18 protein-coding genes are annotated in these 18957 nt (G+C 68.3%); 12 read left to right on the plus strand and 6 right to left on the minus strand.

Annotation, left to right across the window (positions count from 1 at the left end):
• From AB0J09_RS21095 to AB0J09_RS21120, 6 genes are all read right to left on the minus strand, one after another.
• Positions 1-1134, minus strand: a 1134-nt coding sequence (locus tag AB0J09_RS21095; RefSeq protein WP_360693390.1) for a sensor histidine kinase, incomplete at its 3' end; no start/stop codon positions are given.
• Positions 1131-1865 (minus strand): ABC transporter permease, encoded by a 735-nt coding sequence (locus tag AB0J09_RS21100; RefSeq protein WP_360693392.1) that lies wholly within the window; start codon positions 1863-1865, stop codon positions 1131-1133. The genes AB0J09_RS21100 and AB0J09_RS21095, both read right to left, overlap by 4 nt.
• A complete protein-coding gene (locus tag AB0J09_RS21105; protein WP_360693395.1) occupies positions 1865-2749 on the minus strand; it encodes an ABC transporter ATP-binding protein in 885 nt (294 codons plus the stop codon). Before AB0J09_RS21105 ends, AB0J09_RS21100 begins: the two co-directional genes overlap by 1 nt.
• Before the next feature lie 107 nt (positions 2750-2856).
• Positions 2857-3702, minus strand: a complete 846-nt coding sequence (gene hisG / locus AB0J09_RS21110) for an ATP phosphoribosyltransferase (protein ID WP_360693398.1) — start codon at positions 3700-3702, stop codon at positions 2857-2859.
• 64 nt (positions 3703-3766) lie between these two features.
• Positions 3767-4030 carry a phosphoribosyl-ATP diphosphatase gene (locus AB0J09_RS21115; RefSeq protein WP_360693401.1) on the minus strand — a complete coding sequence of 88 codons (264 nt, stop codon included), beginning with the start codon at positions 4028-4030 and terminating at the stop codon, positions 3767-3769.
• A gap of 102 nt (positions 4031-4132) precedes the next feature.
• Complete coding sequence (locus AB0J09_RS21120; protein WP_360693404.1) at positions 4133-5158, minus strand: EAL domain-containing protein; 1026 nt, start codon at positions 5156-5158, stop codon at positions 4133-4135.
• Between the two features lie 118 nt (positions 5159-5276).
• On the opposite strand from AB0J09_RS21120, the gene AB0J09_RS21125 reads away from it, so the two are divergent.
• From AB0J09_RS21125 to AB0J09_RS21180, 12 genes are all read left to right on the plus strand, one after another.
• Positions 5277-5933: an acVLRF1 family peptidyl-tRNA hydrolase gene (locus AB0J09_RS21125; RefSeq protein ID WP_360693407.1), complete on the plus strand. Its 657-nt coding sequence runs from the start codon at positions 5277-5279 to the stop codon at positions 5931-5933.
• Positions 5934-6111: 178 nt separating this feature from the next.
• Positions 6112-7131, plus strand: coding sequence for a LacI family DNA-binding transcriptional regulator (locus AB0J09_RS21130; RefSeq protein ID WP_360693410.1), 1020 nt, complete (start codon positions 6112-6114; stop codon positions 7129-7131).
• 164 nt (positions 7132-7295) lie between these two features.
• Positions 7296-7952, plus strand: a complete 657-nt coding sequence (locus AB0J09_RS21135) for a DUF1961 family protein (RefSeq protein WP_360693412.1) — start codon at positions 7296-7298, stop codon at positions 7950-7952.
• A gap of 198 nt (positions 7953-8150) precedes the next feature.
• Positions 8151-8705, plus strand: a complete 555-nt coding sequence (locus AB0J09_RS21140; RefSeq protein ID WP_360693415.1) for a DUF624 domain-containing protein — start codon at positions 8151-8153, stop codon at positions 8703-8705.
• Between the two features lie 29 nt (positions 8706-8734).
• On the plus strand, positions 8735-10267 hold the full coding sequence (locus AB0J09_RS21145; protein ID WP_360693418.1) for an extracellular solute-binding protein: 1533 nt from the start codon (positions 8735-8737) through the stop codon (positions 10265-10267).
• Between the two features lie 51 nt (positions 10268-10318).
• Positions 10319-11281: an ABC transporter permease subunit gene (locus AB0J09_RS21150; RefSeq protein ID WP_360693422.1), complete on the plus strand. Its 963-nt coding sequence runs from the start codon at positions 10319-10321 to the stop codon at positions 11279-11281.
• Between the two features lie 78 nt (positions 11282-11359).
• Positions 11360-12238, plus strand: a complete 879-nt coding sequence (locus AB0J09_RS21155) for a carbohydrate ABC transporter permease (protein ID WP_360693425.1) — start codon at positions 11360-11362, stop codon at positions 12236-12238.
• 419 nt (positions 12239-12657) lie between these two features.
• Positions 12658-13035 carry a zinc ribbon domain-containing protein gene (locus tag AB0J09_RS21160; protein ID WP_360693427.1) on the plus strand — a complete coding sequence of 126 codons (378 nt, stop codon included), beginning with the start codon at positions 12658-12660 and terminating at the stop codon, positions 13033-13035.
• A gap of 75 nt (positions 13036-13110) precedes the next feature.
• Positions 13111-15693 carry a Tat pathway signal sequence domain protein gene (locus tag AB0J09_RS21165; protein ID WP_360693430.1) on the plus strand — a complete coding sequence of 861 codons (2583 nt, stop codon included), beginning with the start codon at positions 13111-13113 and terminating at the stop codon, positions 15691-15693.
• Positions 15694-15807: 114 nt separating this feature from the next.
• Positions 15808-17406 carry an ABC-F family ATP-binding cassette domain-containing protein gene (locus AB0J09_RS21170; protein WP_360693432.1) on the plus strand — a complete coding sequence of 533 codons (1599 nt, stop codon included), beginning with the start codon at positions 15808-15810 and terminating at the stop codon, positions 17404-17406.
• Between the two features lie 113 nt (positions 17407-17519).
• Positions 17520-17735 carry a helix-turn-helix domain-containing protein gene (locus tag AB0J09_RS21175; RefSeq protein WP_020547488.1) on the plus strand — a complete coding sequence of 72 codons (216 nt, stop codon included), beginning with the start codon at positions 17520-17522 and terminating at the stop codon, positions 17733-17735.
• Positions 17736-17885: 150 nt separating this feature from the next.
• The gene (locus AB0J09_RS21180) at positions 17886-18701 is read left to right on the plus strand and encodes an enoyl-CoA hydratase/isomerase family protein (RefSeq protein ID WP_360693435.1); all 816 of its coding nucleotides are present in this window, start codon (positions 17886-17888) and stop codon (positions 18699-18701) included.
• Positions 18702-18957: the final 256 nt, after the last annotated feature.

Consider the following 18957-nt stretch of genomic DNA (forward strand, 5'->3'; position numbering starts at 1 on the left):
CGCCTCCGTCCCGGCCGGGACCAGCACTCGCAGCCGGTGGCCGCCGCCCGGCGCGGGGCCCGCCGCCACCGTGCCGCCCGCGCCCGCCACCCGCTCGTTGAGCCCGCGCAGCCCGCTGCCCATCTCGTACGGCCCGTCGCCGCCCTTTCCGTTGTCCACGATCTCCAGAGTGGCCTGTTCGCCGTCGAACGTCACCTTGATCTCGCACCTCGTGGCCCGCGCGTGGCGCACGACGTTGGTGGTGCCCTCGCGTACGGACCAGCCCAGCAGCCCGTCGAGCAGGCCGGGCAGCGGCGTGCCCGAGACCCGCACCTCGGCCGCCACGCCCGCCGCGCGTAACACGGCCCTGGCGCTGTCGAGCTCCTCCGGTAAGCTGCGCTGCCGGTAGCCGGTGACGGCCTCGCGCACCTCCTCCAACGCCTTCCTGGCGACGGACTCGATGTCGGCGATCTCCTTGTGCACCTTCGGTGCGTCCTCGGCCAGCCGCCCGGCCAGCTCGCTCTTGAGCACGATCAGCGACAGGCTGTGCCCGAGCAGGTCGTGGAGGTCGCGGGCGATGCGCAGCCGCTCCTCCGTGGCCGCCAGCCTGGCCACCTCGTCCTGGGCCACGCGCAGCTTGACCGAGAGCGCTCTGGTGTTGCGCACGCTGATGAACAGCACACCGAGCGTCATCACCTGGAGCCCCAGCACGATGATCGTGTCAGCGTCGTTGTGGTTGACCAGGCCGGCGCCGACGACGATCACCAGGTTGGTGAGGACGGCCCAGATGGCCCATGCGGCCGGCAGCGTGAACCCGTACAGCACGACGGAGTAGACGGGCAGGCTCAGCCAGGAGCCGCCGAAGGCGAGCGCGCCCGTCACGCCGAGCACGCTGGTCACCGCGAGGAGCGGATAGGTCAGGCGGCTCCGCTCGAAGAAGCTCCTGTTGGCCAGCACCGTCGCGAGGAAGCATGAGACGAACGCGAAGAGCAGCACCCCGGCCCCGATCGCCCGGCCCCCTTTGAGGGTGCCGGACACGATGTCGGTGAGGGGGAAGACCAGGTAGACCAGGCCCACGGAGATGCCGATCAGCCGCCGCTTGCGCGACGGCTTGCCATCGGCGTCCCCGAAGGTGATCCTCTCGGCGAAGCTCATGCCCGTACGGTAGCCCGCCGGTAGAGGAAGACGGCAGCGCTCCCCAGCACGACTCCCCATCCGGCGACGACCAGGACGTCCGTCAGGGGCAGGCCGTGGCCGGCGACGAGGCTCTGGCCCAGTCTGGCGTAGTGGAACGACGGGGTGACGTCCGCGATCGTGCGCATGGTGTCGCCGAACACCTCGGGCGGGAACCACAGCCCGCCGGCGATCGCCAGCGCGAACATGCAGATCATCGAGGCCGGCTGGGCCGCGTCGGCCGAGAACACCGACCCGATGGCCAGGCCCAGCGCGACGAACGGCAGCACGCCCAGCCACATCGTGAGCAGCAGCGGCGCCCACGTGCCAAGCGGCAGCGACACCCCCTGCTGCACCACCGCGACCACACTCACCAGCACCAGCGAGGGCAGCACGAGGAGCATGGCGGCGCCGAGCTTGGTCGCGATGATCGCCCAGCTCGGCAGCGGGGTGATCTGGAGCTGGCGCAGCCAGCCGGACTGCCGCTCGGTGGCCCACGGCACCGCCGTGCTCATCATGGAGGAGGCCAGCGCCCCGTAGGCGGCCATCGAGACCATCAGGATGACGCTGTACCGCACGCCGCCCGGATCGGTCTGCTTGCCGTAGATGTTGGCGTTGATCACGTAGAGCAGGACGGGGAAGGCGACCACGAAGATGATGTAGCGCCGGTTGCGCAGCATCCTCAGTGCCTCGGTCTTGGCGTAGTAGAGCATCAGGACTCCCTGGTGAGCGCGAGGAAGGCGGCTTCGAGGTCGGCACTGGAGAGCTTCAGCTCACGCACGTCGAGTGTGGTGCTCCGGTAGAGCCCGGCGAGGGTGGCGTCGGTGTCGGTGGTGTGCAGGGTGGCCGTGCCGGCGACGACCTCCACGGCGGTGACCGCGGGCAGCCGGTCGAGCCCGGCCGCGGGCTGGTCGCCGAGGGCGAAGCTGACGGTGTGGCCGCCGGCCCCGGCCTTGATCTCGGCGGCGGTGCCGTCGGCGGCCAGCCGCCCCTTGGCGATGACGATCACCCGGTCGGAGTGCTCGTCGGCCTCCTCCAGGTAGTGGGTGGCGAACAGCACGGTCCTGCCGCCCGCCGCGTAGTCGTGCATGCCGGCCCAGAACCGTAGCCTGGACTCCACGTCCATGGCGGCGGTCGGCTCGTCGAGCAGCAGGATCCTGGGCGCCCCCGCGATGGCCAGGGCGAACCTGACGCGCTGCGACTGGCCGCCGGACAGCTTGTTCGCCCGCCTGCCCGCGAGGTCGGTCAGGTCGGCCAGCTTGAGGATCTCCTCAAGGCCGAGCGGGCGAGGGTAGAGCCGGCGTACGAGGTCGACGAGCTCTTTGACGGACAGCTCGGGAATGAGCGCGCCGTTCTGGAGCATGGCGCCCATCTCGCCGGACCTGACCGCCTCGTTGGGGGTGCGGCCGTGGACGGCGACCGTGCCGCTGGTCGGCTTGAGCAGGCCGAGCAGCAGGTTGATGGAGGTGGACTTGCCCGCGCCGTTGGGGCCGAGCAGGGCCACGGTGTTGCCGGGCTCGATGGCGAGCGAGAGGTCCTCGACGGCGAGCACGTCCCCGTAGTGCTTGCTGACGTGGTCGAACACGATGGCGTTCATGGAAAGAACGCTATGGCCGGGGATCTGCCGCGGTTAGTGCGTTCCTTCCGGCGTTGGCCATGACATTTGTCAGGCCGACGCCGGAGGCCCTGCTCAGCGCCCTGGGCTCAGATGCGGCAGGCGTAGATGTCGGTAACCAGGATGGCTCGCGCGCCGATGTCCCACAGCTGGTCCATCACCCGCTGGTGGCCGTGGCGGCGGACCATGGCCCGTACGGCGACCCAGCCCTCGCGGTGCAGCGGCGAGACCGTGGGGCCCTCCATGCCGGGCGTGAGGGCGATGGCCTCCTCGATGCGCTCGGCGCGGATGTCGTAGTCCATCATGACGAAGTCGCGGGCGTGCACGACTCCCTGGAAGCGGCGGACGAGCTGCTCGACGCCGGGCGTGTCGGGCGAGCTCTGCTGCTTGATCAGCACGGCCTCAGAGCGCATGATCGGCTCGCCGAACACCTCGAGACCGACGTTGCGCAGCGTGGTCCCGGTCTCCACGACGTCAGCCACCGCGTCGGCCACGCCGAGCCGGATGGCGGTCTCGACGGCGCCGTCCAGCTTGATCACGCGGGCGTCGACGCCCTGGTCGGAGAGGTATTTGTCGAGCAGGCCCGCGTAGGAGGTGGCGATGCGCCGGCCGTTGAGGTCTTCGGCCGAGGTCATCGTGCCGGCCGCGGCGGCCAGGCGGAAGGTGGAGCCGCCGAAGCCGAGCGGCATGATCTCCTCGACCGGCGCGCCGGAGTCGACCAGCATGTCCCTGCCGGTGATGCCGACGTCGAGCGTGCCTTCGCCGACGTAGACGGCGATGTCGCGGGGGCGCAGGAAGAACAGCTCGCAGCCGTTGGCCTCGTCGACGACGACGAGCTCCTTGCTGTCCCTGCGTGACCGGTAGCCGGCCTCCTTGAGCATGTTCTGGGCGGCCTCGCTGAGCGCGCCCTTGTTGGGTACTGCCAGACGCAGCATGTTCAGATCCTCGACTTGTCTCGTGGTCGCTTCTCCAGGGACTTGGTGGCGGGCGCCGCGCGCCCTAGAGATGCTTGTAGACCTGGTCGAGGCCGATGCCCTTGGCGATCATGAGCACCTGCACGTGGTAGAGGAGCTGCGAGATCTCCTCGGCTGCCCTGTCGTCCGACTCGTGCTCGGCGGCCATCCAGCTTTCGGCGGCCTCCTCGACGACCTTCTTGCCGATGGCATGGACGCCGGCGTCGAGCGCGGCCACGGTGCCCGAGCCCGCGGGCCGGCTCCTGGCCTTCTCTGACAGCTCGGCGAACAGCTCTTCGAAGGTCTTCATGGTCTCTCTCGTAGGTTGGCTGACGTGCTTGTCAAGCGTCTCTGAGCAGCTTAGCGGTCCTTTGTGAGGAACCGCGTCTGAGTTCGTACCCATCGTGCCCGGTCATCGGCCTCTGATCGAGGTCACCTGCCTGATCAGGTCGGAGACGCGGACGATGCCCAGGCAGCGGTTCATCTCGTCGGTGACCACCAGGTCGTCGTAGACGCGGGCCGAGTCCCTGCCCGCGGCCTGCATGGCGGCTATCGCCGGGGTGGTCCGGGGCACCGTGCGGGGCGGGTCGGCCAGCCGCAGCGCCGGTTTCTGGCCGTGCAGGGCGTGCCCGTAGCGGGCCGCGAACGACAGCAGGAAGCGGCTGCGGTCCAGGCTGCCCTTGGGCCGCTGGAACTCGTCCACCAGGATCACGCTGGTGATAGTGGGTTCGTGCCCGAACGCCTTGACCGCATCCTCGGCCTTCGCCTCCTCGGGCAGCGTCACCGCCGGGATGAGCAGTTCCTGGACGCGCGGCCCGAGCATGGCGCCGGCGGGCTCGTCGGTGACGGGGAGCGGCACCCGTACCTTGCCGTCGGGTCCGGGGGCGAGCAGAGGGCCGTGGGCGAGGCGGACACCGATGCCGCGGGCCACCGCGAGCTGCGGCTCGCGTTCGACGCCCGGGGCCAGCACGTGGGCGCCGATGCCGCGGGCCAGCGTGACCACCGCCCGCGCCACCGCGGACGCGCGATGATCGCCCGGGATGCGCGCGACCAGCTCCGGGTCGAGGGCCAGCAGGTACGGGTTCGCGTCCGTGGCCAGGTCGAGGGCCGCACCGACGGTCCCGACGTCGGCGAAGCCGAGAAGGTAGCCGATCGTGCGCAGGCCGTCGAGCCCGACCTTCAGGAGCGGGCGGTCCTGCTTCTGGCACGGTCCAGTGAGCAGCAGGATGGCCTCGCGCGGATGCCTGCCCGCCCTTCTGAGGGCTTCGTGCAGCGGCGCCAGCGCGCCGGCGCCCGCCAGGACGACCTCGATGGGCAGCTCCAGCACCATGGGCAGAGGGGCCGCCCTGAGCATGCCCGTGGAGTCGACGACCGCCGGGTGGGCGATGACTGCCCCGGTGTCGAGATCCACCAAGGGGCTGGTGAGCAGGGAGGACACGTTCAGATGCTGCTGTAACGGCGGGGGGTGCAGAAGCCCTGAGAGTCAGAATTTACCGACATTTCGTTTTGACTCTGCACGTGCTACGGGCCAAACGTTCTCGATTAGCCTTCGGGGCATGAGTGCGCGTCCGGCCAGGGGCGGCGGCCGGTGGGTGACGGTGCCGCCGGAGCGCCTGCATCCGTGGATCGACGGGTTCGCGGGGCGTCACGGGCCCTTCTCGGCTTCCGGCGATGACCGGGTCGTGCGGCTGCTGGCCGCCGATGGGGCGCTGGCCGAGCTGCATGTGCCGTTCCCGCCCATGACGCCGCCCGGGCCGCCGCACGTCACCCGGTTCGTCGCCCACGCACAGGCGGAGCGGCAGGTAGGGGTGTTCCTGGTGCGGCTCGGTGGCTACGCCGCCGGGGTCTTCTCCGGGGCGTCGCTGGTGGCGTCCAAAGTGGGGTCGCGGTTGGTGCAGGGGCGTACGGCGGCGGGCGGGTGGTCGCAGCAGCGCTTCGCCCGGCGCCGGCAGAACCAGGCGGCCCAGGCGTACGACGACGCGGTGGCGACGGCGGTGCGGGTGCTGTCGCCGTACCTGGAGGAGTTGGACGCGGTGGTGCTGGGCGGGGACCGCCGGGCCGTGGACGCCCTGCGCGCCGACCGGCGGCTCGCGCCCCTGCTCGCCCTGGAGGCGGAGCCGTTCCTGGTGGTCCCGGATCCGAGGCTGGCCGTCCTGCGCGACACCCCGTCGTCCTTCCGCGCCACCCGCGTCCGCGTCGTCGACCCACTCTGACCGCCGCGCGCTCATTCAATGCGGTCATCCCTCACGGGCTCTCGTGACCGGTTTGAGAGTTTGAGACGATTCAAAAGAATCTTGAATGCCGCTATGATGCCAGAGTTCACGGTGGGCCGCACCCGGCGGTCCACCAGCGATTTCTGCACCTAAGAGCAGCACGGCCTCGTGAGGATCGATGGCGACTAGGAACATCAAGGAGGTCGCGCAGCTGGCGCGGGTCTCTGTGGGCACGGTGAGCAATGTGCTCAACCGCCCGGAGATCGTGTCCCCTGCCACACGCGAACGCGTCTTCGAAGCGATCAAGAAACTGGGCTTCGTCCGCAATGAGGTGGCCCGCCATCTGCGGATGGGCCGCAGCCGCACGGTCGGCCTCGTCGTGCTCGACGTCTCCAACCCGTTCTTCGTGGACGTGGCCCAGGGCGCCGAGTCGGTGGCCGACGACCACGACTCCATGGTGGTGCTCTGCAACAGCGCCGGCGACCCCGGTCGCGAGCGCCGCCACCTCGACCAGCTCGAACAGCAGCGGGTCATGGGCATACTGATCACGCCCGTCGAGATGGAAAGCCCCTACCTGGAGGAGCTGGCCGGCCGCGGCACGCCCGTGGTGCTGGTCGACAGCCCGGCGACCGGGCTTCAGTGCTCCGTGGCGGTCGACGACCGGCTCGGCGGGCAGATCGCCGGCGCCCACCTGATCGAGCGGGGGCACCGGCGGATCATATTCGTCGGCGGGCCGACGTCCATAAGACAGGTGGTGGACCGGCACGCGGGCGTCAGCGGCGCCGTCGCGGCCGCCGACGGCGCCGTCGAGCTGCTCACCTCCACGTCCCCGACGTTGACCGTCGCCGAGGGGCGGGCCGCCGGCGAGCGCGTGGCCGCCCTGCCTCCCGAGGAGCGGCCCACCGCGGCGTTCTGCGCGAACGACATGATGGCGCTGGGGTTCTTACAGGCGATGGCCACACATGGGCTGCGCGTGCCCGAAGACCTGGCCATCATCGGATACGACGACATCGATTTCGCCGCGGCGGCCGCGGTGCCGCTGTCCTCCATCCGGCAGCCGCGTGAGCTGCTCGGACGTACGGCCATCGACCTCCTGCTCGAGGAGGTCGCGGACCCCGAGCAGCACCGTCACCGGCAGGTCATCTTCCAGCCCGACCTGGTGATCCGCGAGTCGAGCGCGTTCCGCCGCGACGCCTGACCCAGGCGAAGGGCTCCCTATGAACCGTTTCACAGGGGCTTCCGCCTGCCCTTCGCATGGCCGCCGAGGCCGCCGAAAACCCTTGAAGGAGGGCCCTTGACCGAGCTTGTCGAGGTCATCAATAAGCACAGCACCTGGGTCATGAGACCGACGAAGGAGGGCTCATGACCGAGCTCTATCGCAATGCCCTGGCCACCCCCGCTGACCTGGCAGGCTTCCGTATGGAGGGGGACGGCGCCATGTCGTTCCCCCAGGGACGCATGCGCCTGGAGAGCCTCAGGCCGCCCTCAGACGGCCAGGCGGCCAACCTGGTCCTCTGGTGTCCGGAGGAGTTCCCCGCCGACGTGCGGATCGAATGGGACTTCTGGCCCATAAGAGAGCCGGGCCTGGCCATCATGTTCTTCCATGCCCGGGGTAGGAACGGAGAGGACCTGTTCGACCCCGGCCTGGCGGCGCGCACCGGGCCCTATGACCAATATCACCACGGCGACATCGACGCCTACCACGTCTCCTATTTCCGCCGCATGTGGGCCTCTGAACGCGCCCTGCACACCTGCAACCTGCGCAAGAGCCACGGCTTCCACCTGGTCGCGCAGGGTCCTGACCCGCTCCCGGCGGTGCTCGACGCCGAGGGTCCGTACGCGATGCGCCTCGAGGTCAAAGCCGGGACGATCACGTTCTCGGTCAACGATTTGGTCTCGTTCCGGTGGGACGACGACGGCTCGATCGGCGGTCCCGCCCTGGCAGGAGGCAAGATCGGGTTTCGGCAGATGGCGCCGCTTATCGGAGAGTACGGAAATCTCCGGGTCTCTCGTCATTGACTTTGAGTCGATTCAACACTAATTTCGCACCAACCCGCCGTTCACTCGCTTGTAACTGGGCAGGAACCACGGTGCAACAACCCGCCCCCGTATCCGTGCACATGCCACGAGAGGTGGTGCCGGATGAATCATCCCGCCATGTCGATCAGGATCCAAGCTGCCTGCTCAGAGCTCATCTGGGCGGTCCGCCTGAACCTGATGTGGCTCGTCTTCACGCTCGCTGGAGGCGTGGTTCTCGGGCTCGGGCCCGCTACTGTGGCCGCTTACACGCTGGCTCGGCGACGGGCTCGTTATGAAACGTTTCATGCCTGGACCGAATTCTGGACCGTCTACCGACGGGAGTTCGTCCGGGCCTCGTTGGTCGTCATGCCGATGGCATTGGTCGCCACCCTGCTGGTCGGCAACTACCTGTACTTCTCCGTCCTCGGTCCCGGATCGGGCGCGTTGCGGATCACCACGTTCGCGGCGCTGCTCGCGCTGGGGGCCGTGGGGGCGTACATCGGACCGTTGTACGCGCACTACGAGCTGCCGATCTGGAGTTACATCCCGAAGGCGTCGCTTCTCGCGTTGACCCGGCCGGCCTCCACCGTGCTGCTGCTGTTCGCGCTCTGGGCGATCGTCTACGTGACCACGACGCTCCCCGTGCTCGCACTGGTGATCAGCATCGGCGCGTGGATTTACATCAACACCTGGCTCTGCCTGCGCTTCTTCGAGGAGAACGAGGCGCGCCTGCATTCGAAAGGGAATCAATGAGCGCATCCCGTAGTCGGCTCATGGCTGGTGTGTTAACGCTAACGACCGCCCTGCTGGCATCCGCCTGCTCCGGCACCGGCGGTGGCGGTGGCGGTGAGTCGAACCAGGCCGACGCCAACACCATCACCTTCATGACCCAGCTGTACGGCACCGCCCCCAGCCCTCAGGGCGAACTGCACCAGGCGATCGAGAAGTTCCTCGGCAAGAAGATCAAGGTCACCTGGGTGCCGAACGCGGATTACCAGGAGAAGGTCAACGTCACATTGGCCTCCGACAACCTCCCCGACGTCATGGTGGTCGACCCCAAGTCGCCCGCGTTCGGGAAGGCCGCGGAGGCCGGAGCGTTCTGGGATCTCACCGAGAAGATCAAGAAGTACCCCAACCTGGTCGGTGACCCCAAGGTCCTGCTCAACTCCTCGATCAACGGCAAGGTCTACGGCCCGTACCGGATCAGGCCGCAGCTCCGCTCCGCGGTCATGATCCGCAAGGACTGGCTGAAGAAGGTCGGCCTGGAGGCTCCCAAGACTACCGACGACCTTTACAAGATCGCCGAGGCGTTCACCAAGAAGGACCCGGACGGCAACGGCAAGGACGACACTTACGGCCTCATCATCCCGAAGTGGCCGGGCACCGCCTTCGCGGCGTCCAACCCGTTCAACGCGATCGACGTCTGGTTCGGTGCCCCGAACAACTGGGGCGAGCGCGACGGCAAGCTCGTGCCTGAGTTCGACACGCCGGAGTTCTTCGAAGCGAACCGCTTCATGAAGAAGATGATCGATGAGGGCCTGGTCAACCCCGACTGGAACACCCTCGACACCGCCAAGTGGAACGACCCGTTCGTCCAGGGCAAGGGCGGCATCATCATCGACGTCGACGTCCGTGCCGGGCAGCTGCTCGACCTGCTCAAGGAGCAGGACCCGCAGACGTACGGCGACAAGGTCCTAGCGGTGGGCAACCTGTCCCGTTCCGACGGCAAGAAGTTCTCGCTGCCGTTCAGCGGCTACAAGGACATCCTGGCGATCTCCAAGCAGCGGGTGCGGACCGAGGCCCAGCTCGACGAGCTGCTGAAGACCCTCGACAAGCTGGCCAGCAAGGAGGGTCAGGTCCTGCTCTCCAACGGCATCGAGGGCCGCAACTTCAAGGTCGAGAACGACGAGGCCGTGCTGATCAACCAGGACGACCCCAAGGTCAAGCAGCTCCAGGACGACGTCGACAAGGCGTTCATCCAGCTCGGCACCCAGGCCAGCACCGGCACCGGTGGCATCGCCTACCAGCGGGTCCCCCCGGAGGAGCCGTACCGGAAGGACCTGGCCGAGCGCAAGGAGCGCGTGGCCGAGGACCTGAAGACGGCCGTGTGGGACCCGAGCCTGCCGGTGGTCTCCCCGACCGCGGTGGCCAAGGGCGCGACGCTCAACCCGATCGTCACGGACGCGCGGGTCAAGTACCTCGCTGGCCAGATCACCGAGGAGCAGCTGAAGGCTGAAATCAAGCGCTGGTATGACGGCGGCGGCACACAGGTCGCCCAGGAGATCAACGACCTGGTCTCCAAGCTCGGCCAGTGATGTGACCCGGGAGGGGCCCTCACCGGGCCCCTCCCCTAGAAAGGAGGCCGAGTGGCCACCGACCTGGCGCCGCCACCGGTCAAGGCGGTCAAGGTATCCGGGCACAAGCCCGACAGGGCCCGCACGCTCTGGCGCTACCGATGGCTGTACCTGATGCTCATCCCCGGGCTGGCGTACTTCCTCGTCTTCAAGTACGTCCCGATGCGCGGGCTGCAGATCGCCTTCCAGGACTTCGTGCCGTTCCTGGGCTACAACGGCAGCGAATGGGTGGGCTTCAAGCACTTCGTGGACCTGTTCACCGGGCCCGACTTCAGCCGCTTGATGTATAACACGCTGTTCCTGGCGCTGCTGAACATCATCTTCGTCTTCCCGGCGCCGATCATCGTGGCGCTGATGCTGAACGAGTTGCGGATCAACGTACTCAAGCGCTCGGTGCAGTCGCTGATCTACATCCCGCACTTCCTGTCCTGGACGATCGTCGCGTCGCTGACGTACATCCTGTTCTCCGTCGACTACGGCGTCCTCGCGGGCTGGATCCACGAGTTCCTGGGCGGGCAGAAGATCGACTATGTGGCGCAGCCTGACTGGTTCCGGCCGATCATCATCCTGCAGACGCTCTGGAAGACCACCGGGTGGACCACGATCATCTATCTGGCGGCGCTGGCCGGGGTGAGCCCGGACCTGTACGAGGCGGCCAGGATGGACGGTGCGGGGCGGTGGCGGCAGCTGTGGCACGTCACGCTTCCGGCAATCCGCCCGACGATCGTCGTCATGGCCATTCTCATGTCCGGCAACCTGCTCGACATGAGCTTCGAGCAGATCTGGCTCATGACCAACAACCTGAACCGCGACACCGCTGACGTCTTCGACACCTTCGTCTACTACGTCGGCATCAACCAGGGCGCGTTCAGCTACGCGACCGCCGTCGGCCTGTTCAAGGGCGTGGCGGGAGTCCTGTTGATCTTCGGTTCCAACTGGCTGGCCAAGCGCCTCGGCCAGAACGGCCTGTTCTAGGAGCGCCCATGACTGTGTTTCACGAAGACCTCCTTCGGTCACCGGCGCTATCCCCACTGCTCACCCCGGAGGCCCCCAATGACGGCTGCTAACCAGTACCGCTCCGTCGGCAGCCGCATCTTCGACGCGATCAACATCGCCGTCCTCGTCGGGCTGGGGCTGATCACGCTCCTGCCGCTGCTGTACGTCCTGGCCGGATCGTTCGCCTCGGAGTCGGAGATCTCCTCGCGAACGTTCTTCCTGTGGCCGGAGAAGTTCGTCACCAGCACCTACGAGTACATCTTCGCCACCGACGTGTTCATCAGGGCGCTGCTGACGACCGTCGGCGTGACGCTCGTCGGTACGGTCGTCCAGGTCGCGCTCACGCTCACCATGGCCTACCCGCTGGCCAAGCGGTACCTGCCGGGCCGTGCCCTGGTGCTCAACCTGGTCATCTTCACGGTGGTGTTCAGCGGCGGCATCATCCCCACCTACCTCGTCGTCCGCGACATGGGACTGCTCAACAGCTACTGGGCGCTGATCCTGCCGCTCGCGATCAACCCGTTCTATCTGATCATCGTCAAGAGCTTCTTCCAGGAACTGCCCGAGGCGCTGGAGGAGGCGGCGCGCATCGACGGCTGCACCGAGATGGGCGTCTTCTGGAAGATCGTGCTGCCGCTGTCCAAGCCGATCATCGCGACGTTCTCGCTGTTCTACGCCGTGGGCATCTGGAACGACTACATGTCGCCGCTGCTTTACATCGACGACTCCAGCAAATGGACGCTGCAGGTGCTGGTCCGCCAGCTCACCGGTGCGGATGCGCAGAACGCCCTGTCGGCCCTGGAGACGGTGTTCTTCCCCACCCAGGGGCTGAAGTTCGCCGTCGTGGTCATTGCCACGCTGCCGATCCTGTGCTTCTACCCGTTCCTGCAGAAGCACTTCGTCAAGGGTGTGCTGATTGGGTCCGTCAAGGAATGAGGAGCATGGTCCTCTGCCGGCACGGGACTCGACGGTGAACTCGTGCCGGGCCGTCGCGGCGCCCATGCCGAGGTGGGGCACGGCAACGATCCCGCGATCCCGTCTCAGGACAACCTGCGTGCCTTCGTCGAGGAGGCACGCAGGGCGGGGGCGCTGGCGGTGCCGTGCACGCCGGCGCAGCGGGCCCTGATGGGCAGACGATCGGCTGGTGCCCACTCACGGGGACTATCCCGATCGGGGGCGCGCGCCGACTGCCGCCGAGGGCGTGCCGTTGATCGACCTGACCGCCGCTGCGACCGAGTTGTACGGGCGGCTCGGGCTCCGGCGGCTCCAAGACGCTGTTCACACACTTCGCGCTGGGCGAGCACCCGCTCTACCTCCGTGGGGTGGCCGACGACCCCCACCGACGGTCGCGGACGGTGCCCGGTCCGCGCCGCAAAGTCGCCGTCAAGGCCGGGCTGAACCGGGCCATCCTTGCCCAGGGCTGGGGCCTGCTCCGGCAGCGCACCGAGCATAAGGCCCCAGGCCGGGTCGAAGACGTGCCGGCCCCGTACACGAGTCTGCGTTTCAGCGCCTGCGGATGGATCGACAAGAACTCTCGCAAGAGCCAAGCCGAGTTCCTCTGTTCATTCTGTGGTTTCACCTGCAACGCGGATACCAACGCAGCAGCCAACGTCGCGGCAGGACAGGTCGCAAGACCCACGCCTCAACGGGCGTGTGCCGGAGGGACAACACCGCGCAAGCGGTCGAGTGTCCGTGAACCTCAACCCGAACGGGTTGGAATTCCCCTCTTTTAGGACGGGGAGGATGTCAATTCAGCTTCCGCGGCGCCGACGAGCCGCGATCATTGCCGAGCGACTGAAGGAGATCCGATGACTGCGCTTCGCTGGCTGGACCGACCGGGAGAGCAGGGGGTGACCTGGGGCGTCCCGTGGGCGCGCGGCGCAGTCGAGCGAGATACGACGTTCGCGCTGGCGGACGCGGAGGGGCGCGAGGTGCCCGTCCAGAGCTGGGTGACCGCCACCTGGCCGGACGGCTCGGTCAAGTGGTCGGCCCACGCGATCGGCGCGCAGCCGGCCGCGTACTCCTACCGGATCGAGCCGGGACGTGAGCCCGCCGCCGCGGCCACACCGGTCACCGTCGTCCGGGAGGGCGGCGTGCTGACCGTGAGCACCGGTGTGGTCACCTGGACGATCGAGGAGTCCGGCGGCACGCTGGCCCGTTCGATCTCGCGCGGGAGCCGCGAGATCGCCCGGGACGTCCGCCTGGTCAGCCTCCGCCAGAGCGAGCCGACGCCCGACGAGGGCGGCCCGGTGGCCCGTTCGGAGACCACGGGGCAGGTCGAGACCGTCACGGTCGAGCAGGACGGGCCCGTGCGCGCCGTCGTCCGGCTGGAGGGCAGGCACGGCGACTGGCTGCCGTTCACCGTCCGCCTGTACTTCCACGCGGGCGCCGAACAGGTGCGGATCATGCACACGTTCGTCTGGGACGGCGACCCCGAACGCGACTTCCTGGCCGGGCTCGGGCTGCGCGCCGACGTGGTCATGCGCGACGAGCCGCACGAGCGGCACGTACGCCTGGCCGGTAGCGGTGGTTTCCTCACCGAGGCCGTGCGCGGGCTGACCGGTCTGCGCCGCGACCCCGGCGAGTCCGTACGGCAGGCGCAGGTCGAGGGCCGCCCGGTCGGCGAGATCGCCCCCGACGTCGCCTCCCGGCTGCACCTCATCCCCGCCTGGAACGACTACACCCTCGACCAGAGCTCCGCCGACGGCTTCACGCTGCGCAAGCGCACCGCCGACGGCCACGCCTGGGTGACGATCCCCGCGGGCACCCGCTCGGCCGGGTACGGCTACGTCGGCGGCGTCAGCGGCGGCCTCGGCTTCGGGCTGCGCGACTTCTGGCGCCTGCACCCCACCCGCCTCGACATCAGGAACGCGGCCACCGACCTGGCCAATGTGACCGTCTGGATGTGGTCGCCGTCCGCGCCGGCCATGGACCTGCGCTTCTACCACGACGGCATGGGCCAGGACACCTTCGCCGAGCAGCTCGAGGGCCTGGAGATCACGTACGAGGACTACGAGCCCGGCTTCGGCGACGCCCACGGCGTGGCGCGCACGCACGAGCTGACCCTGCGCGCCCACGACGCCACGCCGCCGTCGCGGGCCCTCGCGGAGCACGCGGCCGCGATGAACCAGCCGGGGCTGCTGGCCGTCGCCCCCTCGCGGACGCGCGAGGCCGGCGTGTTCGGCGTGTGGGAGCTGCCCGACCGCTCCACGCCCGCTCAGGCCCAGATCGAGGACCGCCTGGACTTCCTGTTCGACCTGTACGTGCGCGAGCGCGAGCAGCGCAGGTGGTACGGCTTCTGGGACTACGGCGACGTGATGCACACGTACGACCCGGACCGGCACACCTGGCGCTACGACGTGGGCGGCTACGCCTGGGACAACTCCGAGCTCTCGCCCGACCTGTGGCTGTGGCTGCAGTACCTGCGCACTGGAAGATCGGACGTCTTCCGCTTCGCCGAGTCGATGACCCGCCACACCGGTGAGGTCGACGTCTACCACGCGGGCAGGTGGAAGGGCCTGGGCAGCAGGCACAACGTGCAGCACTGGGGGTGCAGCTGCAAGCAGCTGCGCATCTCCAACGCCGCCTACCGGCGCTTCTACTACTACCTGACCGCCGACGAGCGCACGGGCGACCTGCTGGACGAGCTGAGCACGCCCGAGGAGACGTTCGTGGTGATCGACCCCACGCGCAAGGTGCGCGAGGACGTCTACACCCCGGACCCGTCGGCGCTGTCGGTCGGCCTCGGGACCGACTGGGGATCGCTGGCGGCCGCGTGGCTGACGCGGTGGGAGCGGCATGGCGACGAGCGGGCCAGAGACCGGTTGCTGGGCACGATGGCCGACATCGGGGCACTGCCGCACGGCTTCCTGACCGGCGAGGCCAGGCTGGACCTGGAGACCGGACGGTTCGACACCTCACGCGACAAGATCTCCGTCTCGCACCTGTCGTCGCTGTTCGGGCTGCCGGAGATGTGCGCGGAGCTGATCGCGCTCGACCTGGACGTGCCCGGGTTCGAGCAGGCGTGGCTGCAGTACTGCCGGCTCTACCTGGCCACGCCGGAGCAGCAGGAGGCGGAGGTGGGGGAGCGGCTGAGCGGGATCTCGCTGATCCAGGCGCACAGCAGGCTCACCGCGTACGCGGCCGCCCGCACCGGGGACGCCGAGCTGGCCGCCTGGGCGTGGCGGAAGTTCACCTTCGACGAGGGCGACCAGCTCAACAAGAACCAGCTGCAACGGCAGAAGGACTGGCGCCTGACCCTGGTGGACGGGCCTCACGTGCTCTCTCCCGTACAGGAGGCGCACTTCGTGAGCACCAACGGCGCCAGCCAGTACGGCCTGGCCGCCATCCACAACCTGGCCCTGATCGGCAAGCACCTGGCGGAGCGTTAACCAGAGGTGGGCCCCCGGCCAGGGGGCCTACACTGATGCGTATGCATACTCCCGATTGATCTGGCGTCGCACGCCTCAATCCTCCGTTTCCTAGCTCGGGAGTGTTCCGCCAATATGATCATCGCCAGTGATATCGAGCTGCGCGCGGGCGCGCGGCTGCTCATCGAGAAAGCCTCGTTCCGGGTCAACCCGGGCGACAAGATCGGGCTCGTCGGCCGCAACGGCGCGGGCAAGACGACCCTCACCAAGGTGCTGGCGGGCGAGGGCCTGCCCGCCGCCGGCACCGTCACCACCAGCGGCGCCGTGGGCTACCTGCCCCAGGACCCGCGCACCGGTGACCTGCAGGTGCTCGCCCGCGACCGCATCCTGTCGGCGCGGGGCCTCGACGAGGTGCTGCGCAAGCTGCGCGAGGCCGAGCTCGGCATGTCCTCCGCCGACGACCGGACCCGGGAGAAGGCGGTCAAGCGGTACGGCAGGCTCGAAGACCAGATGCACGTCCTGGGCGGATACGCGGCCGAGGCCGAGGCGGCCTCCATCGCCTCCAGCCTCGGACTGCCGGATCGCGTGCTGTCACAGCCGTTGCAAACGCTTTCCGGCGGTCAGCGCCGACGCGTGGAATTGGCGCGAATTCTTTTCAGCGGAGCGGAAACTCTCCTTCTCGACGAGCCGACAAACCACCTAGATGCCGACTCAATCGGGTGGCTTCGTGATTTTTTGCGATCTCATCAAGGTGGGTTGGTGATCATCAGCCACGATGTCGGTCTTCTTGAAGCGACGGTCAACAAGGTCCTGCACCTCGACGCCAACCGTTCGGTGATCGATCACTACAACGTCGGCTGGAAGGCGTACCTCGCCCAGCGCGAGACCGATGAGAAGCGCAGGAAGCGCGAGCGCGCCAACGCCGAGAAACAAGCGGGTGCGCTGCTCGCGCAGGCCGACAAGATGCGCGCCAAGGCCACCAAGGCCAAGGCCGCCCAGGACATGATGCGGCGTGCGCACCGGTTGCTGTCGGGCACCGAAGAAGAGCGTCAAAGCGACAAAGTGGCGCGGCTGCGCTTCCCCGAGCCGCAGTCGTGCGGGCGCACCCCGCTCACGGCCGAGGGGCTGTCCAAGGCGTACGGCTCGCTGGAGGTCTTCACCGACGTCAGCGTGGCCATCGACCGAGGTCACAGGGTCGTCATCCTCGGCCTGAACGGCGCGGGCAAGACCACGCTGCTGCGCCTGCTCGGCGGCATCGAAACGCCCGACACGGGCGAGATCCGGCCCGGCCACGGCCTCAAGATCGGCTACTACGCCCAGGAGCACGAGACCCTCGACTCCAGCCGCACGCTGCTGGAGAACATGCAGTCGGCGGGCGGCCAGTTCACCGACACCGAGCTGCGCAAGGTGCTCGGCTCGTTCCTGTTCACGGGCGACGACGTCGACAAGCCCGCGGGGGTGCTGTCGGGTGGCGAGAAGACCCGGCTGGCCCTGGCGATCCTGGTGTTGTCGAGCGCCAATGTCCTCCTCCTGGACGAGCCCACGAACAACCTCGATCCGGTCAGTCGCGAGCAGGTTCTCAATGCTCTCAGGTCGTATTCAGGAGCAATCGTCCTAGTCACACATGACGAGGGTGCCGTTGACGCCCTGTCACCGGATAGGGTGATCTTGCTACCTGACGGAACTGAAGACGCATGGAGCGACGAATTTTCCGATCTTGTGGCACTTGCCTGATCTTAATTTGAGTGGGTACGGATCTTTTCCCGTGGAGTAGGTAGCCGATCCCGCTGAAATGACTGATCATGGCGGAGTAACGCTGCGGAAGTCCGGCACTACAGGAGGTACTCGTGGCCGAGACACTGAAGAAGGGCACCCGGGTCACCGGGGCCGACCGGGAAAAACTGGCCGGCGATCTCAAGAAGCGCTACGCCGCGGGTGAAAGCATCCGCGCCCTGGCCGCTTCTACCGGTCGGTCTTACGGGTTCATCCACCGCATCCTGAGCGAGTCCGGCGTGACTCTGCGCGGGCGCGGCGGGGCGACCCGAGGCAAGTCCAAGCGCTGACGGCCGCCTCGGAACGTGCGACCGCAGCCGCCCGTCCCAAGTCAGCCATCCGTCGCGCCCGTGCCAGAACGATATTCTGTAGGCTCGGGCGCGACGGTCAGCTTTCTGGGCGCGCACTCCTTGCGCGACCAGGACTGGAGGGAGCGGGCGATGGCGGAAGCACAGGCGCGACAGCGCGGGGGGTATGCGGATGAGGTCTCCGCTGCGACGGAGAACGGGGTCCGCTTCGAGGTGGACGGTGAGATAGCGACGATCACGCTGGACCGGCCGGAAAAGCGCAACGCACAGACGTTCGCGACATGGTCGGCGCTGGCTCGGATCGGCGAGAGCCTGCCCGAGCAGGTGCGCGTAGTCGTCGTGAAAGGTGAGGGACCGTCCTTCTCGGCAGGGATCGACCTGCGAATGTTCACACCTGAGGGGGTGCCCGGGCAGGGCTCGTTCAGCTCGGCGGCCACCAGCGACGACGCAACCTTCGAGCAGCGCATCCGGCAGGCACAGGCGGGATTCCTGTGGCTGCGCCGCCCGGAGATCGTTTCCATCGCCGCAGTGCAGGGGCACGCGATCGGCGCGGGGTTCCAGCTCGCGCTCGCCTGCGACCTGCGGATAGTGGCCGATGATGTTTCCTTCTGCATGAAAGAGCCCGCACTGGGCCTGGTGCCCGACCTGACGGGGACCAAGCCCCTGGTCGAGCTGGTGGGCCTGGCCAAGGCGATCGACATCTGCCTGACCGCCAGGACCGTGCACGCGGACGAGGCCATGCGCATCGGTCTCGCCGAGCAAGTGGTCGTCGGGGGCGACCTGGATCAAGCGGTACGAGACAAGGTCGCGCAGCTGCTGGCCGTCAACCGGGACGCGGCGGTCGCGACGAAGCGACTCCTCCAGGGGGCGCAGGGCCGCACCCTGGAGGAGCAGAGCGTCGCCGAGGGCCTTGAACAGGCGGCCCGCATCAAGGCCCTCTTCGGCTGACCCGATCGGCGGCGCCCAGGGCCCGCCGCCGTCGTGGCTTCCGCCTCTTGAAGGTAAGCGGACGGGGCTCGCCGCCGGAGGGCCGCCGATCGCCGTCGTGGCTGCTGTCCTTGAGGGGCAGGGGAGGGGCGCAGAGCCGCTGTCGGCGGCGATCCGTGACGCGGCGGGTCCTGCGACGCGGCGGGCCGTGGGACGCCGCGGGTCGTGGGACCGGTGGGCGGTGCCGTCGTGAGGAGCCGGGAAGAAGCGTGGCGAT

It is taken from the genome of Nonomuraea sp. NPDC049784 (assembly GCF_040659615.1).
Taxonomy (GTDB): domain Bacteria; phylum Actinomycetota; class Actinomycetes; order Streptosporangiales; family Streptosporangiaceae; genus Nonomuraea.